We start from the raw sequence: 18,036 nt of genomic DNA on the forward strand, positions 1-18,036 counted from the left end.
ATGAAAAAATATTCTATAGTATTATCTATATTATTTTTAATTACCTCGATTTCTCATGGGGAAGATAAAGATATAATTGAAATGCAAAAAAACACCTTCAAAGAAATAGTAAAAATATCTAAATGTTGTAGCAGCATTAAGTTATATTATTCCGACGACGAAGGAAAAAGAGAACTGGAGTTAAAAAATAACGATAAAGAACGTATAGCTAATCTACTGACAACTGTTTCTTATAAAAAACCATTAATAAATAAAGGTGTCCATGTATATCCTTCCTATTCTTTATCATTAAATATTATTAGCAAAAAGGAAGGAGAATACTCCATTGATATTACTCCAATGGGCGATATTCCGGAATATATGCCAATTGATCTTTCTGAGGATAGGAAAAAAACAATAAAAGAAATCATCAAACCATACATTAAACTTATTCTTTCGAAATAGAAAAATATAGGATTCTTTTTTATTGTAGACACAAATGCAATCATAAAATATTAATGGAATATATTCCATTAATTATTACTTAATTTCGATTCTCTTCTTCCTATCCCTGGTTCGCGTTTAATGAGATTCCATCTGATTTACAAAAAGTTATTTACTATTTCATGGATCTTGGCAAAAACAGAGGGATGACAGAACAGGTACAGGATGAGGAAACGGAAGAAATCAGAATCCTATTGGAAAATAAAAAGTCGAACTTTTAGTCAATTCCCGTTTTTTTAATCCTTGAAAACGGTAATAAAAATTCTCGTGAAACAAGATTTCAACAAAGATTGATGCAATCCAGAAAAAGAAAAATATAACCATTTCAAAGAAAGAGTTTCTCTACATAAAATACATTATCAAGTGGAAGATTTTTAAATTCAATTGCAATAATGAACGGACATATTTATTGATTTACATTATAATAAGATTTTCCAAGAAGGAAAAATGAAAAGGATATTTGTTAATTGTTTCGTTGTGTTCATTTGTTGCATTTTTTTGGGTTGATACTAGCCCAACCGATCCATGCCGACGCCAATTTGCTCTCTATGCCGTCTTCAAACAACAAGATGGTATTGGTGGAAATTAACCGGGAGGAGGTCAGCCACATTTACAGCTATCGGCGGCTGGTGGAATGGTGTGAAATGGAACGAAGCTTTAACTTGACCTCCCAGCTTTGGGAATTGAGTTTTGTACGCAGCTGCGGCGAGGAATTTGTAGAGGCCTACAACCGCAATACGATGCCTCCCCATCTATTATGGATGATGTTAAACCAGCCTCTTTGCCTTAATTATTTATGGACGGTCATGAGAAATCAACTGCCGGTCATACAGCGGGAATGGAGGTATTTATCTGCATTCCCGGAATGGCCCGGTTCCAAAGGATAGCTTCCAGTGCTGATCATTCCATTCAGTCAGGAACTCATTTTCCGCAATGGACGGCAACAATCCGCAAACCTGGGAAGCTACCCTTATTTATGCGTGGTTGTCCAGGGAATCGCCCTGCTGGGCGAATACACCAGAAGGGATCAGCATGGAACGAATAAACGGTACGGCATTTTTTCCGCCGTTAACTGGACATTGATGTATGATGTAGAACATCATCGTTATGCAACTGAATTCCCAAGTAATGCCCAGGTATTTCATTTTAAACCTGAAAGCCGTCCCCTGACCATGAAGCAGGAGCCCGGTATACTTGATTACAACTGTCCTGTAGTCCTTCCTTTTGACCTGCCGGAAGATATGCCAACACCGGAGGAAGTAAAATTCAAATGAATTTTATCCGGAGCGCGCCTTCTCTCCCTGCCGGAAGCCGCCGTGCGCTTCAGAGAGAATATAAGATCGTCAGGCAGTCAGCTTCCAGGGAGCCTGTCCATCAGCATTCCGCGCGCCATCTGGCCTGCTCCGTCTTGTAGAGCTTGTACGTGACGGCGTCCGCCAGGGCTTCCAGGCTGGCCTCAATGATGTTGTAGGAGACGCCCACTGTGGTCCAGGTGGCGACGCCGTCCGAGGATTCAATGAGCACGCGCACATTGGAGCCGGTGCCATTTTCCTCCGCCGCGTCCGGAATGTTCGTCCGGGTGGGGGAGAGCACGCGCACCTTGTAGTCAATCAGGTGCATTTGTTCCAGTTCCGGGTACCAGCGCGTCAGGGCGCGGCGCAGGGCGCGGTCCAGCGCATGCACGGGGCCGAAGCCTCCGGCGGCGGTGTGCTCCACGTTGCCGTGGACGTCCAGCTTGAGGGAGGCTTCCACCATCATGTCCGGATCCATTTCATGGCGGGAGGTAAGCACCACGGTGCGCAGGATGTTGAAGTACGGCTTCAGCGCGCTGTCCGGCATGTGCCGCAGGAAGAGCAGTTCCGCGCTGGCCGGGGCGGCCACGTAGTCATACCCCAGCGCAGCGTTTTTTTTCACGGCGGCGGAGAGCACGTCCAGAAGCGGGTCCCCTTTCTCCAGTTCAAAGCCCAAGGTACGGGACAGGGAAAGGATGTTGCTTTTGCCTCCCTGCTCCGTCATCAGCACGCGCTGGGCGTTCCCCACCAGGGAGGGGTCAATGTGCTCGTACAGGGCGGAGTCCTTCATGATGGCGCTCACATGCACGCCCCCCTTGTGGGCGAAGGCGGCGTTCCCCACAAAGGGCTGCCGCCGGAAGGGGGCCAGGTTGGACACTTCCGAAACGAAGGCGGCGGTGGATTTGAGGCGCGTCAGGGAGGCGTCACTGAGGCAGGAAAAGCCCTCCATCTTCAACTGAAGGTTGGGAATGACGGAGCACAAGTTGGCGTTTCCGCAGCGTTCCCCGATGCCGTTCACGGTGCCCTGCACCTGGACGGCCCCGCTGTTCACGGCGGCCAGGCTGTTGGCGACGGCCAGCTCGCAGTCATTGTGGGCGTGGATGCCCAGGGCGGCATGCGGAAGGCGTTCCCTGACCGTCCGGATGATGGAACCGATTTCCTCCGGCATGGTGCCTCCGTTGGTATCGCACAGGACCAGGCAGTCCGCGCCGTGCTCATGGGCGGCGCGGAGCACGGCCAGGGCGTATTCCGGGTCCCGCTTGAAGCCGTCAAAAAAGTGTTCCGCGTCAAAAAAAGCTTCTTCCAAATTCTTTTTAAGGAAGGAGATGGAGTTGCCGATGATTTCCAGATTGCGTTCCCGGGAGATGGCCAGCGCCACTTCCACATGGCGGGGGCAGGATTTCCCGAAGATGGCGGCCACCCGCGCGCCGCTGGAAACCAGGGCGTTCAGCGTGGGGTCCGTCTCCGGCGTACTGGACGGATGGTGCGTGCTGCCGAAGGCGGCCAGCTTCGCATTCCTGAGCTCCACGTCCTTCATGGCCTTGAAAAATTCCGTCTCCACCGGGTTGGCGCCGGGCCAGCCGCCCTCAATGTAGTCCATGCCCAGATAATCCAGCTGCCGGGCGATGCGGACCTTGTCCGTCGCACTCAAGTTGACGTCTTCACTCTGCGCTCCATCGCGCAGCGTGGTATCATAGAGGAAAATTTTGGTGGACATCGCCTTTGTTCATACATGCAAACGCGGTTCCGTTCAAGACCGGGGCCCGGTTTTTCCCCGGATGCAGACACGAAAAGCACAAGGCTTGAAGGGGGAGAGGGCTTCCGGTAGGATAGCCGCCATGCGGTTACCCAGGCAGTTTTTCCATCTCCTTCTCCTTTTTCTTTCCGCGGCCCTTCCCTCTCCGGCGGATTCTTCCACCCACCCTTTTCTGGACAAGAGCCGCCCCATTTGCTGGAACCGCCTGACCCCGGACAGGCTGGAACCGGACATCCGGGAAGCGATGCGCCTCACCCGGTCCGCCGTGGAAGAGATCAGCCGTCTCCAACCGGAGGAAATGACGTATGAAAACACGTTCGGCGCCCTGGAATGCAGCAATGACCTCCTCATGGAAGGCATGCGCAAGGCCTATGTCCTGAAAAGCCTGTGCGACAGCGCGGAACTGCGCAAGGCCATGGATTCGGTTGCGCCCCGCGTGTCCGCCTTCCTTTCCTCCGTCACGAAGGACCAGGCCCTGTGGAACGTCCTGAAAATCGCTGAGGAACGCCTGCGGCAGACCAATCCGGGCCCGGAACAGAAACGGTACATGGAGCTGACCATGCAGAGCTTCCGGGACAACGGGGCGGACCTGCCGCCGGACAAGCGCGCGCGGCTTGAGGTAATTGACAGGGAATTGACTCTCGCCTCACAGCGTTTCAACAATCTGTACATGGACGCGCGGAAGTCCTGGACCTGGACGGTGCGGGACGCCGCCTTTCTGGAAGGGATAGACAACAACGCTCTTCAACAGGCGCGGGAGGAGTTCCAGTCACGCAGCCCAGGCCATTCCGGCCCGGGCTGGACGTTTACGCTGGATTCCGCGGCTTCCGCCCGGGTGATGGAGAAGGCGCACCGCGAAGAATGCCGGAAGGATTTATGGGAACATCTCCAGACCGTCGCCACGGGAGCATGCGATACGGAACCCGTCATCCGGGAGATTCTTTCCCTGCGCCGTGAAAAGGCGCATTTGTGCGGGTATGGAACGTATCCGGATTACGCCCTGCGGGAGAGCATGGCGGGAAACGGGGAAAACGCCATGAAGTTCGTGAATGAGCTGCTGGACAAGGTAAAAGCCCCCTTTTTCCGTGAAATGGAAGCGCTGCGCCGACTCAAGGCCCGTCTCACGAGACAGGAAAACGCCCGTCTGAATCCCTGGGACGTGGCGTATTACACCAGCCTCCAGGCAAAGGAACAGTTCCGGCTGGACCAGGAGGAACTGCGCCGTTACTTCCCCCTTCCCCGCGTGCTGGACGGCCTGTTTTCCCTGGCGGAGCAGTTATACGGCATCCGCGTGGCGGAGGTTCCGGCAGGGGAAGGCGCAGGAGCCGTGGGGACCTGGCATCCGGACGTGCGCTTTTTCACCATTGAGGACGTCAGGGGCAACCGCCTGGGATCCTTTTACCTGGACCTCTTTTCCCGCAAAAGCAAAAGGGCCGGAGCATGGATGAACGCGCTGGACACGGGGAGCCCGGCCACGCGGGAAAACCCGGGCAAGCCCCGCCTGGGCATGGTCTGCCTGAACCTTCATCCCTCCGCAGAAGGAGCCGCGGTGCTTCTTTCACATCAGGAGACCAGGATTCTGTTCCATGAATTCGGCCATTTGCTGCACCTGATGTTCACCCGGGTTTCCACCCCCTCCCTGGCGGGGACCAGCGTGCCGCGGGATTTTGTGGAGGTTCCCTCCCAGTTCATGGAGAACTGGTGCTGGCATCCGGACGTGCTGAAAAGCTTCGCGCGCCATGAAAAAACGGGGCTCCCCATTCCGGAGGAAATGCTGCGCTCCCTGGACGCTTCCCGCGGCAATACGCCCGCCCTCGCCCTGGCCGGGCAGCTCCTGTACGCAAAAATGGACCTGGCCGTGCACACGGACCCGGAACGCTTCGCCGCCGGCCCCCTGGACGAGGTGGACGCCGCCGTAGCCGGAGACATGGATTATTTCAAGGATTTCAAACGAACCGGCAAGCTGCGCACGGCGCGCCATTTGTTTTCCTCCCCGGCGGGTTATGCCTCCTTTTACTTCGCCTACCGCTGGGCGGAAGTTCTGGACAAGGACATTTTCGAAGCTTTTGAACGGGCCGGAGGACCGGACAGGGAAACCGCCCGGAAATTCCGTAAGGCCATTCTGGAAAAGGGATATACGGTCCCGCCCATGCAGCAGTTCATGGATTTCATGGGCAGAAAACCACGCATGGACGCCATGCTCCGCAAGAGGCGGCTGGCCTCCTGAACGAAGGCGCGGAGAGGAGCGCCGTTCCGCCTCCGCAGAGGAGCATGGAGGAGTCAACATATTATACATTTGTTTAATTAAATTATCCCTTCAATATGCAAAGGTTACGGATATTTCACAAGAATCAGAACACATCTTTGCGTTGACTTTATGAGAAAAAGAAGCAAAATTTGCTCGCTCTGCCGCATCTTCCGGCACCAGCTTGCAACCAACCGCATCCATTTATGTACAACAAGCCTTTGACGATTGCCGCCACAACTCTGCTCCTGTGCTCTCCGGTGATGATTTTAACTTCCTGTGAAGGGAAAAAGGATTCAGCAGGCCAGATGCCGGCGCTCGTTCCCGAAGTGCAGGTGACCAAGCTGGTAACCAGGGACGTTCCCATCAGGCAGGAGTGGGTGGGCACCCTGCGCGGTACGGAAGATGCTGAAATCCGCTCCCAGGTGACGGGATACCTTCTTTCCAAGGATTACAAGGACGGCGCCTATGTGAAGAAAGGCCAAGTGCTTTTCCAGATTGATCCCCGCCCGTTCCAGGCAACGCTGGACCAGGCCCAGGGGCGCCTGGAACAGTATGAAGCCACGCTGAAGAAATACAAGCTGGACGTGGAACGCTACACGCCGCTGGTAAAGACCGGCTCCGTCAGCCGCAAGCAGCTGGATGACGCCCTGCAGCAGGTCCAGGAAACGGAGGCTGCCATCGCCACGGCAAAGGCCCAGGTGGACGAAGCGAAAATCAATCTTAAATTCACCACCATCACGGCCCCCATTTCCGGTCTGGCGGGCCTGGCAACTCCTTCCATCGGCAACCTGCTGACGCCCTCCAGCCCCAATCCGCTGACCACCATTTCCGCCATTGACCCCATCCGCGTGGACTTCTCCGTGAGTGAACAGGACTTCCTGAACTCCATGGACAGCAACCTGGCCAAGGAGAAGCACCTCAAGTTTGACGTCATTCTGGCCAACGGCACGGAATTCCCCATGCAGGGCGAACCCGTAGCCATTGACAGAAACGTGGACGCCCAGACCGGCACGATCAACATCGTGGGCCATATTCCCAATCCGAACCTGACGCTCCGTCCCGGCATGTTCGTCCGCGTCCGCGCCACGGTGAAGACTTTGGAAAACGCCACGCTGGTTCCCCCGCGCGCCATCCTCTCCGCCCAGAGCGCCAAATTCATCATTTATCTGGATGACAAGAACGTTCCCCACATGCAGGTGGTGAACCTCGGGCCCGTGGTGGACGGCATGCAGGTGATCAACATCGTTCCCATGCCGCACTCCTCCTTCACGAAGGACAGCCCCATCGTAGTGGAAGGAATCATGCAGGCGGCCAAGCTCCAGGGACAGTCCCCCGTGAAGCCCCTGCCCTACAAGCCTGTCGTTTCCCAGCCCGTCATGCCTTCCGTAGGAGCGCAGTCCTTTGAAAAGGCCAAGACGCCCGAAGGCATGAAGCACGACGAAGCCCAGCCCGCCGCCAAATAATCCCCCCCTCTCCTGGGAAGCCCCTCTCCCCTCCCCGCCTTTCCCGCGCACTCTCATGATTTAATACCATGTCCAGCTTCTTCATCAAACACCCGACCATCGCCATCGTCATCTCGATCGTGATGATCCTGCTCGGCGGACTGTCCCTGATGGGGCTCCCCATTGAGCAGTACCCGAACATCGTCCCGCCCACCATCAAGATGCAGGCGACCTATCCGGGCGCCAATGCGGAGACGGTGGCCAACTCCGTGGCCTCCCCATTGAGCAATCCATTTCCGGCGTCGTGGGGATGGACTACATGACTTCCACCAACGCCAACAACGGCATCTGCTCCCTGAGCATCGTCTTTGAAGTGGGCACGGACCCCAACATGGACCAGACGCTGGCCTACATGCGCTACGGGCAGGCCACCGCCCAGATCCCTGCGGAAGTCTCCCAGATGGGCATCACCATCACCCAGTCCACGGGCAGCCCGCTGGCCGTAATCAACCTGTATTCCCCGGATGACAGCCTGAACGCCATCTTCCTGAGCAACTATGCGTACGTGAGCCTGGTGGACCCCGTGAAGCGCGTTCCCGGCGTGGGCGACGTGCAGGTGTTCGGCGCAGGACGCTACGCCATGCGCATCTGGCTGGACACCACCAAGATGGCCGCCCAGAACATCTCCGTGGGAGAAGTCCAGTCCGCCATCCGGGCGCAGAACACCGTGATTCCCGGCGGCCAGATTGGCGCGGAACCGGCCCCTCCCGGAACGGAATTCACGTACAGCATCCAGACCAAGGGCCGCCTCCAGACTGCGGAGGAATTCGGCAACATCATCATCCGTGCGGACGGGAACAAGCTCCTTTACCTGAAAGACATCGCCAAGGTGGAACTGGGTTCCCAGACCTACAACGTATCCAGTAAATACAACGGCAGGGATTCAGGCGCCATCGCCGTGTATGCCGCCCCCGGCTCCAACGCCATCAATACGGTGGACGCCCTGGTGAAGCTTTTTGAAGACCGCGCCCGCAGCTTCCCCGCCGGGATGGAGTACAACGTGACGCTGGACACCACGCTGGCCGTGCGCGCCTCCATTGAGGAAATCGAGCACACGCTGGTGGAAGCCCTCCTGCTGGTGGTGCTGGTGGTGTTCGTCTTCCTCCAGGGCTGGCGCGCCACGCTGATTCCGGCCATTGCCGTGCCGGTCTCCATCATCGCCACCTTCGCGCTGTTCCCGCTCCTGGGCTTCACCCTGAATACCATCTGTTTGATGGGCATGGTGCTGGCCATCGGCCTGGTGGTGGATGACGCCATCGTGGTGGTGGAAGCCGTTGAATCCCACATGGAACGCGGGCTGACTCCGCGCCAGGCGGCCTTCGCCGCCATGGAGGAAGTGTCCGGCCCCGTCATCGCCATCGCCCTGGTGCTGGCGGCGGTGTTCCTTCCCTCCCTGCTGCTGCCGGGCATTACGGGCACGCTGTTCCAGCAGTTTGCCGTGACCATCGCCATTTCCATGCTGATTTCCGCGTTCAACGCGCTAACGCTGTCCCCGGCCCTCTCCGCCATCCTGCTCAAGCCCAAGGACCCGAACAAGGGCGGCCCGCTGAAATTCTTCTACCGCATTTTCAACCGCGGTTATGACGCTACGGCCAGCGGCTACACCAAGGTGTGCCACTTCCTGACCCGCAAGCTCATCATCTCCATTCCCCTGCTGGCCCTGATCGCGTACGCCATCCTGCCCGTAGCCAAGCAGATTCCCAACGGCTTCCTGCCGGACGAAGACCAGGGTTACCTGTTCTCCGCCCTGATCATGCCGGAAGCCCGCTCCCTCCAGCTGACAACGGCCGCCGCGGACAAGGTTTCAGACCTCATCCGCCAGAACCCGAACGTGAAGGACGTGATCGCCATTTCCGGCTTCAGCCTGCTGACCGGGGTGCAGAGCACGAACAACGCCTTCTTCTTCGTCATGCTGAAGCCCTGGGAGGAACGCCCCAATCCGGACCAGAGCGCCAAGGCGGTCACCGCCCAGCTCAACGCCCTGCTGAGCACCAAGGTTCCGGAAGGCATCCCCATGTGCTTCCAGCCCCCGGCCATTGCAGGGGTGGGCTCCGCCAACGGCGTCACCTTCATGCTGGAAGACCGCGACGGCAAGGGCACGGAATACCTGGCGGAACAAACGGACATCTTTGTCAAGGAAGCAAGCAAGCTCCCGATATTCGACCCGCAGAAGAACGGCGGCGTGCGCAGCGTGATGTCCTTTGCCGTGGAGCAGAAGGACGTGCGGCTGGATGAAGAAAAGTGCGCCACGCTGGGCGTCAGCATCAGTGAGGCCAACAGCCTGCTCCAGGCCTACATGGGCTCCCTGTTCATCAACTACATCACCCTGTACGGCCAGCAATGGCAGGTGTACATCCAGGCGCAGGGCAGCGACCGCACCGGAACGGACATGCTCAAGAACTTCTATGTGAAGAATGACTCGGGCAGTTCCGTCCCCCTCTCCACCCTCGTGAAGATCACGGACATCAAGGGTCCGGAATTCCTGCTGCGCCAGAACCTGTACAACTCCTCCAAGCTCATGGTCACCCCGGCCCAGGGCTACTCCAACTCCCAGGCCATGGAAGCGCTGGAACAGACCTTTGAGGCCAGCATGCCCACGGACATGGGCTACAGCTACGCAGACATGAGCTATCAGGAACAAAAAATCCAGAACGGCATCGGCATCGTGCAGATCTTCCTGCTCTCCTCCGTCTTCGTCTTCCTGATCCTGGCGGCCCTGTATGAACGGTGGTCCCTGCCGCTCAGCATCTTCATGACGGTGCCCATCGCGGCCCTGGGCGCTTTCCTGGGCCTGTACTGGTTCGGGTATGAACTGAACCTGTACGCGCAGATCGGCCTGGTGATGCTCATCGGCCTGGCGGCCAAGAACGCCATCCTGATCGTGGAATTCGCCGTCATTGAAATGGAACGCGGCAAGACGCTGATGGAAGCCACGCTCTCCGCGGCCAGAATCCGTCTGCGCCCCATCCTGATGACCTCCTTCGCCTTCATCCTGGGCTGCGTTCCGCTGGCCCTGGCCTCCGGTTCCGGCGCCTACTCCCGCAACATCATCGGTATTGTGGTGATTGCCGGGATGACGATGGCGACGGTAGTGGGCGTCTTCCTGATCCCGTGCTCCTTCTACTTCATCATGAAGCTTTTCCGTGTCCGCATCGCCCGGAAGACGGTGGAAACGGAGGATCCGGATGAAATCATCGCCCGGAAGCACCTCTTCCATGAAGCCCATGAATCACTGAAAGGGTAAAAACCGCCCTTGAAACCATTTAAAAACAGACAAAACGCCATTATGCGACCGAACCAATACATCACACGCGCCATCCTGCTGGGCACGGCCATCACGGCTTCCTCCTGCATGATGGGTCCCGACTTCAAGCCGGTGGACATGCCCATGCCCACGGCGTTCAGAGGAGCCTCCGCGGCCACGGAGTCCATTGCGGACCTGCCCTGGTGGAAAGTTTTCAAGAACAAGGATCTCCAGGACCTCCTGACGGATACCTACCAAAACAACCGTGACCTGAAGGCCACCATGGCGCGCGTGGAAAAGGCCCGCCAGTACATCACCATCACGGAAGCCCCGCTCTTCCCGTGGGCGGATTATTCCGGCTCCCTCAGCAAGGGCTCCAACTACACCAGCGGCAACGTGGTCCAAACCTCCGCCGTTGGCAATACCTTGACGCCCGGATCCATTGACGCCGGCATCTCCTGGGAGCTGGACATCTGGGGCAAGACGCGCCGGATGACGGAAGCGGCCCGCGCAGACTACCTCGCTTCCGAAGAAGGCCAGCGCGCGCTCATGCTCTCCCTGCTCCGCCAGGTGGCTGACTCCTACCTCCAGCTCCTCCAGCTGGACGAACAGCTTGCCATTGTGCAGAAATCCGTGGAATCCTATTCCGAAAGCCTCCGCCTGTTCGACGAACAGCTTGAAGGCCAGGTGGGCGACAGGCTCCAGGTAGCCTCCGCCAAGGCCGCCCTGGCTTCCTCCCAGGCACAGATTCCCGCCATCCAGGTGCAGATCGCCAATCTGGAAAACGCGGTCTCCGTCCTGGCCGGACGCGCTCCCGGCCGCATCCGCCGTTCCGGCAGCACCCGTGACATCGCCTACAACGTGAAGGTTCCCGCCGGCATTCCGGCCTACATCCTTTCCAGAAGGCCCGACGTCCGCCAGAGCGAATACCAGTTGCGCGCGGCCAACGCGGAAGTGGGCGTAGCCATTGCCAACTATTTCCCAACCATTTCCCTGACGGCGGCCGGCGGCCTGGCCTCCGCAGACCTGCGCCACGTGCAGGGGCGCCGCGGCGGCTGGGGCTTTGGAACCAACCTGACCGGCCCCCTCTTCCAGGCGGGCAAACTGACGGCTTCCGAAAAGGCTGCCAAGGCCGAATTCCTGGCAGCCAGCAACGACTATGAACAGACGGTGCTGAACGCCCTGGCGGAAGTCTCCAGCACGCTCATCCAGCGGGCCAAGCTGCGCAATATCACCTCCATCCAGTCAGAGGCCGTGGAAGCCTACCAAACAGCGGTGAAGCTCTCCTTTGAGCGCTACCGCACGGGCCTTTCCAACTACATTGAAGTGCTGTACGCCCAGCAGAACCTGTACCCTGCGCAGATTCAGCTTTCCCAGTACTACTATCAGCACGCCAGCACGCTGGTTTCCCTGTACACGGCCCTGGGCGGCGGCTGGAACATGAGCCACAAGGCTATCATGGATGGCCCGCCCAAGCGATAAAAAACGCTCCTCCCTTAAAATCGGGAGTTTCCTTGACTGTTTTTTTCATTCCCCGGCAAGTACAAGCTTGCCGGGGAATTTGCTCTCCGGCGGAGCGGAAAACAGACGCGCCGCCTTCCCAGTCCCTGGCAGGCCGGGCATCCGCGGTCTTCCCGCTTCCGGCAGAAGGGATTGATGAGTCCGGAGCGGGACGATCAATGGATTATCCACTGTTTTCGCCGCTTCACGGATTGCCGGGCATCGCATCTCCTGCCCACCTCCTTTTTTTCCCTTTCCCCGGCTCGGGTTCCGCGGGGACGGAAGCAGTTTTGGAATTGATTTGGAACCAATTCATTTACAATCAAGATGGCGTAAAAGAATTGCATCGTCTTTTTCAGGAATTAATTATCCACGATTTTTCTATTCCATAATTACGGGCAACTCCATACTGCTCCTGCTCTTACAGCTGATTTCAAGCGCCTGGGCGGATTCCTAATCCGCTTGTGGACCCATCCAATGCAAGCATGGATAAAGGCTAGAGAATCATGGGAAAAGGAATTGTCCTGAAAAGACCAGATCTTTTAAATTATGATGAATATCAATATTTTATGACAAACAATACATTTACCGTTAATATTTTTAATTGTTGACGGATTAGGAATCCGATAAAAAACGGACGTTCTCTTGCGCGGGAACATTTCTCCAATCCGTACAGCAATCAATATGAAGACCACATACCTGACCCTCCTGGCCGCCGTTCTGGGAGGTAGTCTATCCTTCGCCGCTTCCATCAATGGAATGGATTCCTCTTATTCAAAGGGTTACACCATTTATGACGGAAACAACGGAGACACCCTGAATGTTTCCTCTCCCTCCGTACCCGTGCATACCGGCTCCGGAGCCACTCCATGGACCATGGCCCTGACCATTTCCGACCTGGGCACCACCTCGGGGACGGATGTAGGCCTGCTGTTTACCTATAATACCACATCCAATTATAAGAACCTGGAGGGGATGGGCTACCGGCTGACGGAGTCGGGAGATCTCACTCTGTGCGCAGGCGGCTTTAACTACAACGGAGGCACGGCAGGCACCTCCCCCTGGAAAACGCAAACGCTTTCCGGCTATTCCGCAGGACAGGCTCTCACCCTGTTTTACACATACAATGACGGGAATGTCACTATTTCCGCCATGCTGGGGGACGATACGTCCACCCTGACCACTCTGGCCTCCCTGAACGGCTCCGGGGTCAAATTCGGCAGCGTCACCATGAACCAGCTCAATTTTTCCGCCAAGGACGGTTCCGGAAACACCTGGACTCCTCCGGACGGCGTCACCGGGGAATATACCCTGAACAATTTTGACCTGTACCTGGGAGCACTGACAGAAGACCAGATGAAGGAATACGCCTTGAGCGCCGTTCCGGAGCCGGCCGCGGCCTCCCTCGGCCTGCTGGGCCTGGGCATCCTGCTGGTACGCCGCCGGAGAGCCTAGTCTCTTCCAGCCACGGCCATCCCTGTCCATTCAGGGATGGCCGTTTTATTCACTTTTTTCAAACATCCGTTTCATTCCCCTGCTCCCCTTGATGAAAACCAGGCTCCCTCTCTCCCTCCTGGCCGCCCTGCTGGCGGCTTTCCCCTCCGCCATCGCCGCCCCTGCGGGCACGGACCTGGGCAACGTCATGTACGTAGGCGATTCCATCACCCACGGCATGAACAGCGGCACTTACCGCTGGGCCCTCCATAAAATATTTGCGGACAACGGCATTTCCTACCATGCGGAAGGCGTGAATTCCGGAGGCGTCACCGCGGGAACCTCCTACGGCGGCCAGGTTTTCAACAACGAACATTCCTCCCAGGCAAGCGCAAGGGCCTGGGAAATATCCGGCAGGAAAACCGGAAGCAGGTTTGACGGCTCCAACATCTCCAACTGGCTGGGGCTTTCCGATGCCAAAGCAAACGGAGCAGCCTACCAGGGCCCGACCTTCACGGGAACGGACACGCCGGATACCTTTTTCGTGATGATCGGCACCAACGACCTTCTCTCCGACGGCGACAATTCCACCCTGGACAGCCGTCTTGATTCAGTCACCCGGGATCTTCTGGCAGACATGGACGCCATCGTAGACACCATGCACGCCGCCAACGGCAGCGCGAACGTCATCGTTCTAACCATTCCCTGCTGGACCCAGCATTCCAATGGCAATTCGGACGCCACCCACCAGGCGGTGGAAACCTATAACGCCTCCCTGAATTCCTGGGGGCAGTCCAGGCAGGGCGTCACGGTCATCGACGTCAACAGAGGGATCATCGACGTGGCTTCCTCCAAGCCGTTTTACGGGGTGCGGTCCATGTTCAATAATCCCGCGGCGGACGGACTCCACCCCAACGCCCAGGGAGACCTGCTCATGGCTGGCAACATCGCCAAAGCCATGGGCTATGCGGGCCGCTCTGCCGGACAACTGCGCCGGGACGCCGGGGAAATGGCCGTCAACTTCCACCAGGGCGCAGGAGCGCCCGCATGGAACGGAGTGCAGAACCTGGCGGATGCGGGCTTTTCCGTATCCAACATTGGCGTGAACGCGGAAGGCATCAGCCTGGGACAGGCGGGGACAAGTTCCATTTCCCGGACATGGACGGAGGGAACGGCCCTGAAAAACGGCTTTACCTTTGATTTTAACCTGGTCCTGGGAGACGGGGCGGCAAACGGCTGGAATCTCTCGGACCAGTTCAGCGTCAGCCTGGGGAACGGCTCTTTTTACGGCACGCTCAACATTAACGAGGCCTATATCAAATGGGGGGATACCATCCTGTATTCCCTGGACATGTCCGCCAATACGGAAAACCTGCGCATGGCGTACGTCACGGGCAATGAGCAGGAAGGCCTGAAAGGCGGCTATTACGTCTGGCTGGGGGACATGCTGATCGGGGAAGCGCTTTCCGTCACCTCCGGTTCCGGCAGCAACGGCGTCATCATCCAGTATGACGGCAGCGGAAACGCCATCCTGAAAGACCTGTCCATGGATGGTACAGGATCGTATGCCCCACCCACTTCCGGGCTGGTCAATGAAGAGAACGCCTTTATTTCCGCCGGAGCGGACTCCGGGGGCTCGTCAGGCACTCCGGAGGGCAACATCGCGTGGCCGGAAACTGGCTTCACGCATTCCGCCGCCAACCAGAATTGCTCCGGCGTCTTCGATGCCCGCGCCCAGGCGGACGCCTCCTCCGGGAGGCTGGGAAACTCCGTGAACGTCACCATCACTTCCGGAAACGCCACGCATGTGTATGCCAGCACCGGCAATTATACGGGGGACGTCTGGCTGACCATCGCCAAGGAAGGGCAGGCCTCCGCCTGGTACGGGGCCCATGGAAATTCCGGAACGCTGAACGGGAATGCCGCCCTGCGCTTTACGGACGCCGCCACGGGCGGAAGCACCGTCTTCGGCGCCGTGAACGCCTCCGGCGTGACCGGAAACGTTTATCTGGAATTCTCCGCGGAAAACGCCTCCTTCGGCACCTTCACCAGCAATAGCGCCTCCTCCGTGGTCGGATCCTATGCTACGGATATCAAGGGGAACGTGGACATCGTGATTAACTCCGGCTCTTTTTCCAGCCAAATCATGGGCGGCATTTACGCGAATGCCAACAACGGCACGACCAGCATCGGGGAGCCACGCACGTTTACGTCAACGGAGGCTCCATTAACGGAGACGTGATGGGGGGAGGCCTGGCAGGCTCCATTTCCGGCGGTTCCAACGCCACCGTCACGGGCGGAGTCATCGCCGGCTCCGTTTACGGCGCAGGCAAGGGAGGCTCCATCCGGGAGGGAAGCGCGGTACGCGTTACAGGGGGCACCATCAAGGGAGATGTGTATGCGGGAGGCTCCGGCGGCACCGTTCAGGGAAATACGTCCGTCACCGTGGCCGGAAACTCCGCCACGCTTCACAACGGGAAGTCCTGGAGCAGTATCTCCGGGGGCGGTTCCGGCGGCGCCGTCAACGGCAGCTCCATCGTGCGCATCCAGGATCTTTCCTCCGGGACGGCGGCCTACGGTTTTGACAAGTATGCCGGAACCATCAGCGGCGGCACGAATGTGAGCGGCGGCAGAAGCCTGGTGCTGGACCATGTGACCGTGGAGCATTTCCAGGCTTCCCTGAGCGATTTCACCCATGTTTCCGCCGTCAACCAGACCCGCACCACGCTGGATTCCCTGGGAGGAGCGCTCACCGTAACCATTGAAGCCGGAAGCGGACTCGTCCTGAACGGAGTTTCAGACATGACCACGCTCATTCTTGGGGAACACGCCTCCCTGACTCTTCAGGGACTTACCGCGGACAAAGTCATCGTGGACATTACGGGCACCAGCCACTACACGCTTTCCCTGACGGAGATTCCCGCCAATCTGGACAACATCAAATTCCTGAACGGCGGCATTCTGTATGATGCGGCCATGTCCACGGACCTCCAGGCCAATTCCGCCATGGTCTTCGCCCAGGCGCCGGAGCCGGGGAGCGCTTCCCTGGGTCTGGCCGGACTGGCCGCCCTGCTGTGGCGCAGGCGCAGAAAAATCTTCCATTAACGGCCCTTTGTTTTCTTCAGGCCCTGATGGACGAAAGAAGCCCCCGCAGGCGTATGCCGCGGGGGCTTCCCATGGAAGGAAACGAAAGAGGAGGCGTATTGCTACGCCCGCCGGGCGCTTCATGGAAGCGCAAGGCTTCAGGCTCCCCTGTTTTTAAACAGCTCCAGCGCAAGCTGGGACCAGGTTTCCAGCTTCTCAAACATCTCCCCGGACAGTTCCTCCGGGGCCACGAAACGGAGATTGGCCAGCGCGGCTTCATTCGCGCGCACCCGGTCCGTATCCAGCTCAAACAGATGGACGATGCCCAGATGCACGGCTCCCACGTCATTGGAATCGTCATTGATCACGCCTAGCACCCGCTGGGTGCAGCTCCCGTCAATAACCAGTTCCTCGCGGATTTCACGCTCCACCCCGGCCAGATAGGTGGAAACATCGTCATGGCCGGACTGGCGGTCCACCGGATTGATATGGCCGCCGATGCCGATGGAGCCCTTGTCATGCAGCCGGGCCTCACCGCCGGAGCCGCCGCGCGTGTAATGCAGGATGCGGCCCTGGTGGCAGAAAATGGCATAGGCGATGATCTGCTTGTGGGAGGGGTCGTTTTCCGCCGCCTCCCGGTCCATGAAGGAGGAGACCCCCGGCTTCATGAACGCATTCAGATAATGATCCCCGCCTTCCCGGTGTCCCTGGAAATAACCCGCTTCTTCAAACGTGGCGCGGGGAACCACCAGAACCTGTTCTCCATTGTAACGTGACATGGAGACACCCTACCCGTTTTGACCCCGCGCTCAACAAAAAAGGCGCGGAAACGGCAAATTTGAGCCCCTTCCGGAACGGCCCCGAACGGCTTTCCGCCTCAGGAAATATCCCGGACTTCCACGCCGTGGTTCCGGAACCGGCGCATGATGCTTTCCAATTGATCCGTGCTCATGAGCTTGAGCGGCAACCACAGCACCAGCTTCTTGCCGAACAGGAACAGCAGGGCGTGGCGCGTCTTGCACAGGGTAGTGAAGCGGTCGTAGGGGATATTCATGGGCTCGACGTCCTTGCTGGAGAAAGTCATGTAATCCTCATGGAAGACGTAATCCTTTTCCTGATGGTACATGGGCACCTTCTTGTTCGCGGCCAGGGCGGCCTTCGCCAGAAAGGGAACATAGAACCAGGACAGGATGATCGCCATCAGCGCCCCGGCCAGGGACAGCCACGCGAATATGGGCAGCGGGCGCAGGGAGAAGGAGTACAGCGTCATCAGCACAAAAAAGGCGGTGATGGCCAGATCCAGCGGTTTCTTCCACTTGGGGCGCACCGTATTGTACCACATCACCAGCACCTGGGTCGCCAGGCGGTCGGAAGGCACGGGCTTGACGAGTTTGATGACCTCTGAATCCTGCATCATGGCGGCAGGGTAGCTTCATTCCCGCGGAAGAGAAAGCCTAAAAACAGGCCGTTCCGCCGCGTTTGTGTCAAAAAAG

13 protein-coding genes and 1 pseudogene are annotated in these 18,036 nt (G+C 57.7%); 11 read left to right on the forward strand and 3 right to left on the reverse strand.

Annotated features, from left to right (window positions below):
• The 3 genes from PVA48_RS14900 (at position 1) to PVA48_RS14910 (ending at position 1,757) form a co-directional block, all read left to right on the forward strand.
• Positions 1-444, forward strand: a complete 444-nt coding sequence (locus PVA48_RS14900) for a hypothetical protein (protein ID WP_146021126.1) — start codon at positions 1-3, stop codon at positions 442-444.
• A gap of 608 nt (positions 445-1,052) precedes the next feature.
• The gene (locus PVA48_RS14905) at positions 1,053-1,370 is read left to right on the forward strand and encodes a hypothetical protein (protein ID WP_146021125.1); all 318 of its coding nucleotides are present in this window, start codon (positions 1,053-1,055) and stop codon (positions 1,368-1,370) included.
• Between the two features lie 6 nt (positions 1,371-1,376).
• Positions 1,377-1,757: a hypothetical protein gene (locus PVA48_RS14910; protein ID WP_146021124.1), complete on the forward strand. Its 381-nt coding sequence runs from the start codon at positions 1,377-1,379 to the stop codon at positions 1,755-1,757.
• A 100-nt stretch (positions 1,758-1,857) separates the two neighbouring features.
• On the opposite strand, the gene cimA is transcribed toward PVA48_RS14910, so the two are convergent.
• Positions 1,858-3,492, reverse strand: a complete 1,635-nt coding sequence (cimA, locus tag PVA48_RS14915) for a citramalate synthase (RefSeq protein WP_102722259.1) — start codon at positions 3,490-3,492, stop codon at positions 1,858-1,860.
• 121 nt (positions 3,493-3,613) lie between these two features.
• Here cimA and PVA48_RS14920 point away from each other — a divergent pair, with 121 nt between their 5' ends.
• The 8 genes and pseudogenes from PVA48_RS14920 to PVA48_RS14955 all read left to right on the forward strand — a co-directional run bounded on the left by PVA48_RS14920 (position 3,614) and on the right by PVA48_RS14955 (position 16,564).
• Positions 3,614-5,758 (forward strand): M3 family metallopeptidase, encoded by a 2,145-nt coding sequence (locus PVA48_RS14920; RefSeq protein ID WP_180975186.1) that lies wholly within the window; start codon positions 3,614-3,616, stop codon positions 5,756-5,758.
• A 224-nt stretch (positions 5,759-5,982) separates the two neighbouring features.
• The gene (locus tag PVA48_RS14925; protein ID WP_102722257.1) at positions 5,983-7,242 is read left to right on the forward strand and encodes an efflux RND transporter periplasmic adaptor subunit; all 1,260 of its coding nucleotides are present in this window, start codon (positions 5,983-5,985) and stop codon (positions 7,240-7,242) included.
• Positions 7,243-7,364: 122 nt separating this feature from the next.
• Positions 7,365-10,525 (forward strand): annotated as a pseudogene (locus PVA48_RS14930) (efflux RND transporter permease subunit).
• 42 nt (positions 10,526-10,567) lie between these two features.
• Positions 10,568-12,007 carry an efflux transporter outer membrane subunit gene (locus PVA48_RS14935; RefSeq protein WP_102722256.1) on the forward strand — a complete coding sequence of 480 codons (1,440 nt, stop codon included), beginning with the start codon at positions 10,568-10,570 and terminating at the stop codon, positions 12,005-12,007.
• Between the two features lie 32 nt (positions 12,008-12,039).
• Positions 12,040-12,417: a hypothetical protein gene (locus PVA48_RS14940; RefSeq protein ID WP_146021123.1), complete on the forward strand. Its 378-nt coding sequence runs from the start codon at positions 12,040-12,042 to the stop codon at positions 12,415-12,417.
• 292 nt (positions 12,418-12,709) lie between these two features.
• Complete coding sequence (locus PVA48_RS14945) at positions 12,710-13,480, forward strand: PEP-CTERM sorting domain-containing protein (RefSeq protein WP_102728426.1); 771 nt, start codon at positions 12,710-12,712, stop codon at positions 13,478-13,480.
• Positions 13,481-13,571: 91 nt separating this feature from the next.
• Entirely contained in the window at positions 13,572-15,701 is a 2,130-nt protein-coding gene (locus PVA48_RS14950) for an SGNH/GDSL hydrolase family protein (RefSeq protein WP_423232541.1), read from the forward strand.
• Positions 15,701-16,564, forward strand: coding sequence for a PEP-CTERM sorting domain-containing protein (locus tag PVA48_RS14955; protein WP_423232542.1), 864 nt, complete (start codon positions 15,701-15,703; stop codon positions 16,562-16,564). The genes PVA48_RS14950 and PVA48_RS14955 overlap by 1 nt, the downstream gene beginning before the upstream one ends.
• Before the next feature lie 137 nt (positions 16,565-16,701).
• On the opposite strand, the gene PVA48_RS14960 is transcribed toward PVA48_RS14955, so the two are convergent.
• Positions 16,702-17,322, reverse strand: a complete 621-nt coding sequence (locus PVA48_RS14960) for a hypothetical protein (protein WP_022397996.1) — start codon at positions 17,320-17,322, stop codon at positions 16,702-16,704.
• 98 nt (positions 17,323-17,420) lie between these two features.
• Complete coding sequence (locus PVA48_RS14965; RefSeq protein ID WP_022397997.1) at positions 17,421-17,960, reverse strand: YcxB family protein; 540 nt, start codon at positions 17,958-17,960, stop codon at positions 17,421-17,423.
• Between the last annotated feature and the right edge of the window lie 76 nt (positions 17,961-18,036).

The sequence above is a fragment of the Akkermansia sp. JRP_AM1 genome, from assembly GCF_049262625.1.
In the GTDB taxonomy this organism is placed as follows: domain Bacteria; phylum Verrucomicrobiota; class Verrucomicrobiia; order Verrucomicrobiales; family Akkermansiaceae; genus Akkermansia; species Akkermansia massiliensis.